Raw genomic sequence first — 12,275 nt, forward strand, 5'->3', positions numbered from 1 at the left:
AAAAGCCTGGGGTGCAGCAATTTCCCAGGCATTAATGTATTAAACTTGGTTCTCAACCCTAATTGGACTTTCTTTTTGGGCATAGACCTTTCTAGCCAGTAAGGTTTGTACAATCAAGAACATCCCGCCAACTGTCCAGTAAAGGGGCAGGGCAGACGGGGCGTTTAATGAAAACATCACAATCATAACTGGTGACAGCAACCCCATGAACTTCATCTGCTTTTTCTGTTCCTCCGTTACATTGGACATCGAGACCTTAAACTGAAGGTAGTAAATCAGCCCGGCAGCTGCCGTGATCCAAATATCAGAATGTCCCAGGTTGAACCAGAGGAAGGAGTGACTGGCAATTTCGGCAGAACCTCTAATCGCATAATAAAGGCCCATCAAGATTGGCATCTGGACCAGCATCGGCAGACAGCCAACAGAAAGGGGATTTACTCCATGCTTCTGATAGAGTCCCATCATTTCCTGCTGTAATTTTCTTTGCTCGGCCGCATCCTTAGTGGCTTTAATCTTTTTCTGGATCTCATCCATTTCAGGCTTGAGGACTTCCATCTTTTCTTTCATGTTCTGCTGGTTTTTGTACTGTTTTAACATTAAGGGCATTAACACCAGCCTGATGAGCACTGTAATCAAAATAATCGCCAGACCGTAGCTTTCGCCTGTGATGCCGGCGAATAGCTTGATGAGCCAGGTGAAGGGATTGATGAATGTTGATTGGAAGAACGATCCCTCGCTTGTCAACGCCTGGCAGCCAGTTAATAGTGCTGGTATAAGTAGAACAATAATCATGGTGAAAAGCTTTTTCATTTTTCTCCTCCTAATTTATATCTAGTTAGCAACTAAAGGAGAAAAATGACTGTCCTCATCACCCGGATCGATTTTAATTTTTATTCGCTTAAGAAATTGAAGGTGAAACTTCAAACCAAGTTCAGCTTTATTGTTAAAAGCTGTTTGAGAAGTGGATGGCTTTAACTTGATCCGCAATAAACACGATTGGATATTAGAGGCGTCACGGTATAACCAGAAGACGGACATCGACATGCTGATGAGCAAAGTCAAATAAGCGCTGTAAACGGCGGTTGCATCAACGGACTGAGCGTATATTTCCAATAGCATGTCATCACCTCTTTTCAATTATTGCTTAATTATATTAGAAAAATCGACTCAGAGCAATCCATATAATATATACGGAAATAAGCTTAGAAGGTTTCATTTCCTAAATAGTGGGGGTTTCAAAAGTTAGAATAGTGGCTATGTATATAAAACAAACTTCCCAATCCGAAAAGGAGTGGCAAATAATGAAAAAAGTAGTATATGGGCTAATGATTAATTCAGGTGACGCTGACGAAATGCTGTGGGACCATGGTGTGTGGGAAACAGAAGAAGCAGCGAATGAATATATTGAAAATGAAATGTCAACGATAAGCGGCGTTTGGGCGGGAGAGCTAAAGGTCAATGACTCCATTCCAGAAGCAGCAGGTTTTGATGGAGAAGAAATGATAGAATGCCCACTATGTGGGATCGAGTACAATCCAGAGGACGTAAACACTGTTGATTACGATGAAGCTGTGTGCATCAACTGTGAGCCCGGATATAAGGAAAATATGAATATAGCATAAGACGGATTGCCATGGACTAGACGTCCATGGCTTTTTGATAACAGATTGTTATTTGGTTAAGAAGGCTGGAATTATTGCATTTCAAATGTTGTTTGCTTTCTTGAATAGGTATCTGCTTAGTCATCAACTTTAGTTCCGTATTTATCTTAGCTACGGAACGACTTAGTAATTATTAGGATATTTAGACAGGGTTTCTAAAAAAGGGTCAATGCTGTCAAGAAAGTCTCGGAATTGTAACAGCTTTTCAGGGAAAGGGGTCAAAGCTGTCAAGAAAATCCCGTTATTGTGACAGCTTTTCAGGGAAAGGAGACAAAGCTGTCAAGAAAATCTCGTAATTGTGCCAGCTTTTCAGGGAAAGGAGGCAAAGCTGGCAAGAAAAGCTCGTTATTGTGACAGCTTTTCAGAGAAAGGAGGCAAAGCTGTCAAGAAAAGCTCGTTATTGTGACAGCTTTTCAGAGAAAGGAGGAAAAGCTGTCAAGAAAGTCCCGTTATTGTGACAGCTTTTCAGAGAAAGGAGGAAAAGCTGTCAAGAAAGTCCCGTTATTGTGACAGCTTTTCAGAAAAAGAGGTCAAAGCTGTCAAGAAAGTCCCGTTATTGTGACAGCTTTCAGGGAAAGGAGGCAAAGCTGTCAAGAAAAGCTCGTTATTGTGACAGCTTTTCAGAGAAAGGAGGAAAAGCTGTCAAGAAAGTCCCGTTATTGTGACAGCTTTTCAGAAAAAGAGGTCAAAGCTGTCAAGAAAGTCCCGTTATTGTGACAGCTTTTCAGAAAAAGAGGTCAAAGCTGTCAAGAAAGTCCCGTTATTGTGACAGCTTTTCAAAAAAAGACGAACAAGCTGCCAAAAGTGCTGGTTATTGTGAAAAAAATTACAATCCCTAATAAGTGACTGTATCAAAGATTCCAACGATTATTAAAGTGTATCCTGCTAATTTTTGCACCACTGAACCCAGTTTGCGACTTTTTTTCATCAATGACCCGTTCAGGCCGATGTAGGAAATGATTGCAGCAAAGATAATCAGCGGGATGGAAGTGCCAATGGCAAAGACTGTAGGCAGAACTGCTCCGTATGATGTATTCAGGACAATCGGCATAAGTGTAAAGAAGAATAAGGAAAACATTGTAGGACAGAATGCGATTGAAAAGCTTACCCCCATTAAAAAAGATCCTGTTTTTCCATTGCCTGTCCATTGTGGCAAAACTGAAGTGAAGCGATTGATCCAATTAAATGCGAAGACTCCAATAAGTGACAGGCCGATCAAAATGAAAAGAGGTCCCATCAGTTTTCGGAACCAGGAAAAGAAGCCCGGCAACATTTGCTGGAAACTCTGGCCTGCTAGCCAGACTGCATGGCCTAGCAGTGTAAAGACGAATATTTTCCCCAGGATGAAGAACATAATCTCGATCCACTGGCCTTTCGTTTGCAGACTTCGGTTGCCATAGTAAGTGATTGCACCGAGATTGCCTGTCAGCTGGCATGGAGCAAGAGCGCCGACAAGACCCAGCAAAAAGCTAGCCAATAATGGAATTTGTTCAGTCTGGTTCACAAGGGTGAAAAATGGTCCGCTCAGAAAATTACTGATTTCTGTAAACAGTTGATACATAAAGTACCTCCACTAAACTATTACCACTATGATACTAAAAATATATCCAAAATGTATGCAGAGAAAAACAGCAGGAGAGAATCCTGCTGTTATTTCACTGCTATATGGGCTGTCAACAGCTTATATGCATTCTCCACTTCATCGTCTGAAGGAGGTTCAACATTTTTAAGAGGGTACTCGAGCCCTAATGCTTCCCATTTATATACACCAAGCTTATGATACGGCAAGACTTCAAGTTTTTGGACATTGTCCAGTGTCCCAATAAACTCACCCAATTTTGAGAGATCCTCGATTTCATTTGTGACCCCAGGGACCAGAACGTGACGAATCCAAATTGGAACTTGATGATCAGATAAAAAGCGGGCGAAATCCAAAATGTGATCATTGGCCATACCTGTCAGTTTGATATGTTTTTTTCTATTGATATGTTTTAAATCTAATAGAATCAGGTCAGTGTAATTCAATAGCTCAGCCAGCTGCTCTTGAAAAAGAGGGGCCGTTGAATAACATCCACCTGAAGAATCAATAGTGGTGTGCACTCCGAGCTTTTTGCACTCCTTAAAAAGTTCAGTAATAAAAGGGATTTGTAATAGTGGCTCACCTCCGCTTACAGTGATGCCGCCTCCAGATGATTCAATAAAAGGGAGATAGGATTTCAGATCATCAATGATTTCGGAAACAGACATCTGTTTTCCGGTGCCGATCTCCCAGGTGTCTGCATTATGGCAAAACTGGCAGCGCAGCAGGCACCCCTGTGTGAAGATGACATAACGAATCCCCGGTCCGTCTACAGTCCCAAAAGTTTCAATAGAATGAATGTTTCCGATCATGATGATTTCTCCTTTCATTAAAACAGGAGTTCCCGCCATGGGAAAGGAGAGAAGCTCCTGTTTCGGTACACTTGTATTATTTACATTGTTTCATGGAAGGTCCGGTTGATGACATCCATTTGCTGTTCACGTGTAAGCTTGATGAAGTTGACTGCATATCCAGATACACGGATTGTCAGCTGTGGATATTCTTCAGGATGCTCCATAGCATTTAACAGAGTCTCCCGGTTAAACACGTTTACGTTTAAGTGATGGCCATCTTTTATTGCGTAGCCATCAAGGATGGAAACTAGGTTATTTGTACGGCTGTCTTCATCTTTTCCAAGCGCTTTTGGCACGATGGAGAATGTGTTTGAAATTCCGTCCAAAGCATAGCTGTATGGAAGCTTTGCAACAGATGACAGGGAAGCGAGTGTTCCTTTAGTATCGCGGCCATGCATTGGGTTGGCACCTGGAGCGAATGGTTCACCAGCACGTCTTCCATCCGGTGTATTTCCTGTCTTTTTACCATACACGACGTTGGAAGTAATCGTTAAGATTGACATCGTATGAACAGAATTGCGATATGTCGGATGCTTGCGCAGCTTTGTCATGAAGTTTTTCACAAGTTCAACTGCGATGCTGTCAACACGGTCATCGTTGTTTCCGTATTTAGGGAAGTCGCCTTCTGTTTCAAAATCAACGGCAATGCCGTTTTCGTCACGGATTACTTTTACCTTTGCATGCTTGATTGCGCTCAATGAATCTGCTACAACGCTTAAACCTGCAATTCCTGTTGCCATTGTGCGTAAAACTTCCGTATCATGCAGCGCCATTTCGATTCTTTCGTAGCTGTACTTATCATGCATGTAGTGAATGACATTAAGAGTATTGATATAAAGGCCGGCAAGCCACTCCATTACAGTATCGAATTTAGCCATGACTTCTTTATAGTCGAGAACATCGGAAGTGATCGGGCTTAAAGCAGGAGCAACTTGGATCTTAAGCTTTTCATCGACACCGCCATTGATTGCGTAAAGCAAAGCTTTCGCCAGGTTGGCGCGTGCTCCGAAGAACTGCATCTGCTTACCGATTTCCATTGCGGAAACGCAGCAGGCAATTCCGTAGTCATCGCCATATTCACAGCGCATCAAGTCGTCATTTTCATATTGGATAGAGCTTGTTTTGATTGACATCTCAGCACAATACTTCTTGAAGTTCTCAGGCAGGGCAGGGGACCATAACACAGTCAGGTTTGGCTCTGGAGCCGGTCCAAGGTTATCAAGTGTATGAAGGAAGCGGAAAGAGTTCTTCGTTACAAGCGATTGCCCGTTATGTGCCATACCGCCGATTGACTCGGTTACCCATGTAGGGTCACCGCTGAATAGCTCGTTGTAGTCAGGAGTACGTGCAAATTTCACCAGGCGAAGCTTCATGACGAAATGGTCGACAATTTCCTGTGCTTCTTTTTCAGTAAGTGTACCGTTTTGCAGATCACGTTCAATATAGATGTCCAGGAATGTTGCGACACGGCCAAGGCTCATAGCTGCTCCATTCTGTTCTTTGATTGCTGCAAGGTATGCAAAGTAAACCCATTGGAATGCTTCTACCGCATTGGATGCTGGCTTGGAAATATCATAGCCGTAGCTCTGGGCAAGCTGCTTCAATTCATTCAATGAACGGTATTGCTCCGAAATTTCTTCCCTCAGGCGCATTGTGTCCTCAGTCATGACACTGCTCGTCGTTCCATGATCTTTCTTCTTTTTCTCCATCAGGAAGTCTACGCCATAAAGAGCTACACGGCGGTAGTCACCAATGATGCGGCCGCGTCCATAAGCATCTGGCAAGCCTGTGATGATTCCGGCTTTACGAGCCTGGAGCATTTCTTTTGTATAGACATCGAATACACCCTGGTTATGAGTCTTACGGAAGTCAGTAAAGATTTTTTCTACTTCTTTATCCAGTTCATAACCATATGCCTCGCATGCTGCTTTCGCCATACGAATACCGCCAAAAGGCTGCATAGAGCGTTTGAATGGCTGATCGGTCTGGAAGCCTACAACTCTCTCTTTGTTCTGATCAAGATAGCCAGGACCATGGGAAGTAATAGTGGATACCACTTTGGTATCCATATCAAGAACACCGCCATTTTCACGTTCCTGCTTTGTTAATTCCATAACCTGCTGCCAAAGTTGAAGAGTTTCCTCAGTTGCCCCTTCAAGGAATCTGGAATCACCGGTATATTCAGAAAAGTTTTTTAAGATAAAGTCCCGAACATCGATTTCTTCCTGCCAAGCACCATTTTTAAAGCCTTTCCATTGTTCCATTTAAATTCACCTCTAAAGTAGATGTTTATATAACAGTTACCACACTTTTATCATACTACGGATATAACAGATTGAGTGTGACATATTTGTGAAATTATGAACAAGGTAATATTGATATGAGTTTTGTTGATGTATTTAGATTAGGTTTTTAAAACTGTTCTATAATTGTGTAGATTTTTCCTGGTGCTGTTATATAAGAAGTTCTTTATATATATAATTCTATCAGGAAAATTAATACTGTGTTTATAGTGTTATGTATGTTTTGTGTCAATTACGGCAAAAGAAAAAACAGGATACAATATCCTGTTTCAGTGTGATTCCATGCGGAACATTATACCGATTATCTAATCGACAACAATATAGGCGATCATTGGCCCATTATGTTCAGCTGAAGGATGTGTCAGACAGATCAGCCTGTAGGTCCCCTCTTTATCAAATTGTAAAGGGACGACTGTTTCCTCACCTTTTTTCACTACGCCTTTTATATCGGTTCCTTCAATGATGAAAGGGTGTTCTTTTCCGTTGACTCCTAGAATCTTTAAACGAACTTTTTCGCCTTTTTCCAAAAAGATTGTTCCTGGATCCCATCGGTATGCTTCGATTTCCTTGCCATCATCTGTGGTAGATTTGAACTCGCCTGTCACCAAGTGGATTTCGCGGATTTGTTCATTTTGTCCGCCTATTGCCGGAGTGGCATCAGGCTTTAGACTCAACCAAAGAGAACCGATGATGGCAATAAAAACGATTAAGCCAATAAAATATAATGTTTTTCTTTTTAACACAAAGAAATGCATGTTTTCACCTCCTTACTATCCTCTATAAATATCTATGCTCGTCCCCTTGCTGAACTTGTCTACTTTTTTTGATATTCTCTTGAATAGATTATCAGGGCAAAAACAAACTATAGATTAGATACAAACCAAGGAGGCAAATATGTACCGTTTATTTACTCATAATGATTTGGATGGGGTGGCCTGCGGGATTTTATTCAGGCTCGCATTCGGTGACAAAGCCGATATCAGATATAATTCTGTCTCTGGACTTAATTTTCAGGTGGAGAAGTATTTCGAGAGAATGATTGACCGGATGAAAAAGGAAGACCACCTTTACATAACAGATTTATCTGTCAACCATGATGTCACTGAAAAAATCAATCTGTTTGTTAAAGAAGGGGGAAAGGCAAAGCTGATTGACCACCATAAAACAGCATTGAATTTCAATGAATATAGCTGGGGTATGGTAAAAGTAGAGGATGACTCGGGGACACTGACAAGTGCGGCATCACTGGTATATGAATATTTAGTACAGGAAAATCATCTTGTCAGAACTGGCTCCCTTGATGAGTTTGTTGAGCTTGTCAGGCAATATGATACCTGGGACTGGGACATCCTTAAGAATTACAAGGCAAAAAATCTAAATGACTTATTTTTTATGGTATCAATAGAAGAATTCGAAGAACGGATGGTACCACGTCTCAAATCCGGGGATAACTTTGATTATGATGATTTTGAAAAAAAGCTCCTTGAAATGGAAGAAGATAAGATCGAACGATATATCAGGAGGAAAAAACGTGAAATTATCCAAATTGAAAATGATGGTTTATACGGCGGGGTCGTTCATGCAGAATCCTATCATTCGGAATTAGGGAACGAGCTGGGCAAGGAGTATCCACATCTGGACTATATAGCGATTTTGAACTTGGGGGGGAAGAAGATAAGCTTCAGGACAATTCATGATGACGTAGATGTCTCTGCTGTTGCTGGCGAATTTGGAGGGGGCGGACACGCCAAAGCTTCTGGATGCTCTATGAATAAGGAAGCTTACAACCGATATATTGAACAAGCATTCCCGCTTGATCCAATCAAGCCGGACGCTTTTAAAAATACTTATAATCTAAAGGGATCGAAAAATGGATGTCTGTATGAAAATCGTGACCGGGAATTGTACCTGATTTATACCGATGGAACCCGGTATTTTGTTCAGCAGGAGAGTAAAGAGCGCCATGGACCCTTTGACAGCTTTGAAGCAGCTGAACGCTTTGTGAAAAGAGACTATGGAGCAGCACTCGCCAGGGATGACGTATATATTTCCTATCTCGAAAATATCGTTTTTAACGGGAGGAATTGAGTATGGCCTACGGGTGACGTGCGAGGCTGTCACTGCCGGTCCATTGATTTATAAGGTATTTACATTTAGGTCACCGATGTTCATTATTGGTGACCTTTTTTATTGAATTAATATATATTCTCATACCACTGCGCATCGGTTCCCCACAACCTCGCTTATTCAACTCCCTAAGGTCTTCACCTTTGTTTTTAAAAGCAGAACGGACTTGGCTGGGTGATTAATTCTTTACAAACTTTTTCGATTATTCCAGTTTGATTAAAAAATAATAACACCAAACATCTTTCGACAAGATTCTGTTAAAATGGTTGGAGAGAATAGGACACTGGATGTGGTTTGATGAGGAAGTTTTTAGCCCTGATAATGTTGTTATTTGTAAATTTAAATGATTCTGCTGAACTTGTTAAAGCAAGAGCGGATGAACCTGTCTTAACATCTGAGGCAGCTGTTTTGATGGATACCCAATCGGGTGCCATACTATTCGGGAAAAATGAAGAAACAAAGATGTACCCTGCGAGCCTGACAAAGATTGCAACTGCCATTTATGCTATTGAAACAGCTGACTTGGATGAGCAGGTCGTAGTTAGTGAGGAAATTGAGAATATCGATGGCACGAGAGTATATTTAAACGCTGGTGAACAGGTGTCTTTGAAGAAGTTGGTTCAGGGAATGCTGATCAACTCAGGAAATGATGCCGCATTGGCAATTGCTATTCACCTGGACGGTACTTTAGAAAGTTACTCCAAAAATATAAATAAGTTCCTGGAAACAAACATTGGTGTAGAGGATACTCATTTCGTCAATCCACATGGTTTGTTTGATGAAAATCATTTTACTACAGCCAAGGACCTTGGTTTGATATTGAACTATGCAATGAAGAATCCGGATTTCCGGGAGATCTTTGGCACGAAACAAATGGAGTGGGATGGGGAGTCTTGGGATACAACGATTCTTTCTCATCATCGTATGCTAAAAGGTGAAATCCCTTACAAAGGAGTAACGGGCGGAAAGACAGGTTTTGTGGACCAGTCGAAGCAAACGCTTGCTACTACAGCAGATAACGGGAAGTTGCAGTTGACAGCCATTTTATTGAAATCAGAATATAAACGGAAAATCTATGAAGATACGTCAAAACTCTTTGATTTCGGCTTTGCTAATTTTCATTCAGTTCAAATCAGGAAAGGTGAGAAATTCAATAGTGGCAATCTCAAATTCAAGGCGGGAGAAGGTCTCTACTTGACTGAGCCTAACGGTGAAAGCAATCGAGTAGTTGATGAGGACGGAGTATTAAGAGTTGAGAACGGCAGCGGTGAAACGATTCATTCTGTTGAATTAAAGCCTTTGATTGAGAAGAAACCAGAAGTGAAGCAAACCACAGAACAACCTGAGCAAAGCGGGATGCTGTCTATGAATACCTTGCTAGGTGCAGCGTTGTTTGTCTTGGCGGCTATTGGATGGGTGATGAACCGAAAACAAAAGAAAAAAAGAAGAATCCGCAGCAGATGAGTGATCATCTGCTATTTTTATTTTTTTGTGAAGAGCCTTAACATAAACACAATGTTTTTTTACATTGTGTTAATAAGAGATTAATAGTTTCCTAGTATATTAAAAGGCGTAGTAAATAACTTTTCTGGAGGTCTTGAAATGATTAAAGCAAACTTTAAAAAGAAGATTCTCCCGATCGCTGTTCTTTCAACTGTAGCGTTCGGCAGCCTTGTAGGTGCATTCAATGCAGAAGCGAAAAATGAAGGAAAAAATAACAGTGCAGAAATTAAGAATGTTATTTTCTTAATCGGTGATGGAATGGGAGTTTCCTATACCTCAGCATACCGATATTTGAAAGACAATCCTGAAACAGAAGTAGCAGAGAGGACCGAATTTGACAAATACCTGGTAGGTAATCAGATGACTTATCCGGAAGATCCTGAAGAAAACGTAACGGATTCTGCTTCAGCTGCAACAGCGATGTCTGCGGGAATCAAAACTTACAATAATGCGATCGCAGTGGATAATGACGGTTCTGAGGTGAAAACTGTTTTGGAAGCCGCAAAGGAAAAAGGTAAAGCTACTGGACTTGTAGCAACTTCTGAAATTACACATGCCACACCGGCTTCTTTTGGAGCACATGATGAAAGCCGCAAGAACATGAATGCCATTGCAGATGATTATTATCAGGATCTAATCAACGGTGAACATAAGGTTGATGTTCTATTAGGTGGAGGTAAAGATCTATTTGTCCGTGCTGACAGGAACCTTGTTGAGGAATTCAAGAAGGATGGTTATAGCTATATTGGAAATAAACAAGATTTAATGAAGGATCGTAATGAAAAAGTACTTGGTCTTTTTGCCCCTCGTGGAATGGACAAGATGATCGACCGCAACGAAGAAACGCCTTCCCTTGAAGAAATGACCCAATCTGCAATCGACCGTTTGAGCAAAGATAAGGATGGCTTTTTCCTTATGGTAGAAGGGAGCCAGGTTGACTGGGCTGGACATGACAATGATATCGTTGCAGCAATGAGTGAAATGGAAGATTTCGAGAAAGCATATAAAGCTGCTATCGAATTTGCCAAGAAGGACAAGCATACTATAGTCGTTGCGACTGCCGACCACTCAACAGGTGGATATTCAATTGGTGCTGATGGGATATACAACTGGTTCGGCGCTCCTATCAAGGCTGCTAAGCGGACTCCAGATTTCATGGCAGCGGAAATTGCTAACGGCGCGGAAGTGGAGGAAACTTTAAGGAAGTATATTGACTTTAAAGCTCAGGAATTACCTGAATTAACTGCAGAGGAAATACAATCTGTAAAAGATGCTTCGACCAAAAAGTCTAGAGACATTGATGATGCTATAGAAAAGATCTTTGACAAGCGTTCAAACACAGGTTGGACAACTGGCGGGCATACTGGTGAAGACGTCCCTGTGTTTGCATTTGGTCCTGGAAAAGAGCGTTTTTACGGACAGATCGACAACACTGACATTGCGAAAAATATCTTTGACATCCTAGAAAATGGAAAGAGAAAATAATTAATTTGAGAATCTCCCGCAGGTGCCTTGGAACCGCGGGAGATTTTCTGAAAAGGGGTTTTCAAAATGAAAAGATATTTTCTGCTTATAATAGCTATATCTATTCTATCTGGCTGTTCGATAGCCAAGGAGGAATCAAGTAAAGAAACAAAGGCTGCTGAAACAGCTGGAAGTCAACAACTGATTGAAAATCAGGATGTATATGTCCCTAATCCCCAAGTGACTGATGATTACGCGCTGAAGAAGGCAGGTGATTCTATTTCTGACAATAAAGGTGAGTTAACGCTTAAGGCAGTGAAAGATGTAAATAAAACGTTTAATCTGGATGGAATCGTTTATACCATAAAAGATGTTAAATTGCTGCACTTTATCCCTGATTACAGTCTGATTGATTTCTACCATCCATATACACATGAAGAAGAATTTGATTTTGTTAAAATTGGAGTTGAATTACAGAACAATTCTAAGGAAAGCTATCGTTTTGGGCCGTTAGCAATAGTGAATATCAATGACTCAATTCATAAAACATGGGAAGATGACTTTTACTTGGAAGAGTTACATGGTGAGATTTTAGCTGGACAAAAGAAGCAGGGGAATCTTGGTTTTATTGTGGACGATCTTGATAACATCGATACAGTGGAAATCCTGTCAGGGGAACTGGTCGATCAGGATAAAAAGAAAATCGCAGAACCTGTAAAGCACGTTGTATCAATAGGCCAATAAAAGCAAGGAAGCCATGAAGTATGAACTGTGCCCCCGTTTA

11 protein-coding genes are annotated in these 12,275 nt (G+C 41.1%); 5 read left to right on the top strand and 6 right to left on the bottom strand.

Annotated features, from left to right (window positions below; translation table 11 throughout):
- Positions 1-39: 39 nt before the first annotated feature.
- Both yidC and J7E32_RS21100 read right to left on the bottom strand, forming a co-directional pair.
- Complete coding sequence (gene yidC / locus J7E32_RS21095) at positions 40-810, bottom strand: membrane protein insertase YidC (RefSeq protein ID WP_214911456.1); 771 nt, start codon at positions 808-810, stop codon at positions 40-42.
- Positions 811-831: 21 nt separating this feature from the next.
- On the bottom strand, positions 832-1,119 hold the full coding sequence (locus J7E32_RS21100; RefSeq protein ID WP_214911458.1) for a hypothetical protein: 288 nt from the start codon (positions 1,117-1,119) through the stop codon (positions 832-834).
- A 182-nt stretch (positions 1,120-1,301) separates the two neighbouring features.
- Here J7E32_RS21100 and J7E32_RS21105 point away from each other — a divergent pair, with 182 nt between their 5' ends.
- Complete coding sequence (locus J7E32_RS21105) at positions 1,302-1,622, top strand: hypothetical protein (protein ID WP_214911460.1); 321 nt, start codon at positions 1,302-1,304, stop codon at positions 1,620-1,622.
- 874 nt (positions 1,623-2,496) lie between these two features.
- On the opposite strand, the gene J7E32_RS21110 is transcribed toward J7E32_RS21105, so the two are convergent.
- From J7E32_RS21110 to J7E32_RS21125, 4 genes are all read right to left on the bottom strand, one after another.
- Positions 2,497-3,222, bottom strand: a complete 726-nt coding sequence (locus J7E32_RS21110; protein WP_214911462.1) for an urease accessory protein UreH domain-containing protein — start codon at positions 3,220-3,222, stop codon at positions 2,497-2,499.
- Positions 3,223-3,311: 89 nt separating this feature from the next.
- A complete protein-coding gene (pflA, locus tag J7E32_RS21115; RefSeq protein WP_214911464.1) occupies positions 3,312-4,052 on the bottom strand; it encodes a pyruvate formate-lyase-activating protein in 741 nt (246 codons plus the stop codon).
- An 80-nt stretch (positions 4,053-4,132) separates the two neighbouring features.
- Positions 4,133-6,358 carry a formate C-acetyltransferase gene (pflB, locus tag J7E32_RS21120; RefSeq protein ID WP_214911466.1) on the bottom strand — a complete coding sequence of 742 codons (2,226 nt, stop codon included), beginning with the start codon at positions 6,356-6,358 and terminating at the stop codon, positions 4,133-4,135.
- A 344-nt stretch (positions 6,359-6,702) separates the two neighbouring features.
- The gene (locus J7E32_RS21125) at positions 6,703-7,152 is read right to left on the bottom strand and encodes a cupredoxin domain-containing protein (protein ID WP_214911468.1); all 450 of its coding nucleotides are present in this window, start codon (positions 7,150-7,152) and stop codon (positions 6,703-6,705) included.
- Positions 7,153-7,291: 139 nt separating this feature from the next.
- On the opposite strand from J7E32_RS21125, the gene J7E32_RS21130 reads away from it, so the two are divergent.
- The 4 genes from J7E32_RS21130 (at position 7,292) to J7E32_RS21145 (ending at position 12,235) form a co-directional block, all read left to right on the top strand.
- Positions 7,292-8,485: a DHH family phosphoesterase gene (locus tag J7E32_RS21130; RefSeq protein ID WP_214911470.1), complete on the top strand. Its 1,194-nt coding sequence runs from the start codon at positions 7,292-7,294 to the stop codon at positions 8,483-8,485.
- 360 nt (positions 8,486-8,845) lie between these two features.
- On the top strand, positions 8,846-9,988 hold the full coding sequence (locus tag J7E32_RS21135) for a D-alanyl-D-alanine carboxypeptidase family protein (protein WP_286183674.1): 1,143 nt from the start codon (positions 8,846-8,848) through the stop codon (positions 9,986-9,988).
- A 138-nt stretch (positions 9,989-10,126) separates the two neighbouring features.
- The gene (locus J7E32_RS21140; protein WP_214911474.1) at positions 10,127-11,512 is read left to right on the top strand and encodes an alkaline phosphatase; all 1,386 of its coding nucleotides are present in this window, start codon (positions 10,127-10,129) and stop codon (positions 11,510-11,512) included.
- Positions 11,513-11,578: 66 nt separating this feature from the next.
- The gene (locus J7E32_RS21145) at positions 11,579-12,235 is read left to right on the top strand and encodes a DUF4352 domain-containing protein (protein WP_214911476.1); all 657 of its coding nucleotides are present in this window, start codon (positions 11,579-11,581) and stop codon (positions 12,233-12,235) included.
- Positions 12,236-12,275: the final 40 nt, after the last annotated feature.

This window comes from Bacillus sp. ISL-55, from assembly GCF_018613155.1.
Classification (GTDB): Bacteria; Bacillota; Bacilli; order Bacillales; family Cytobacillaceae; genus Mesobacillus.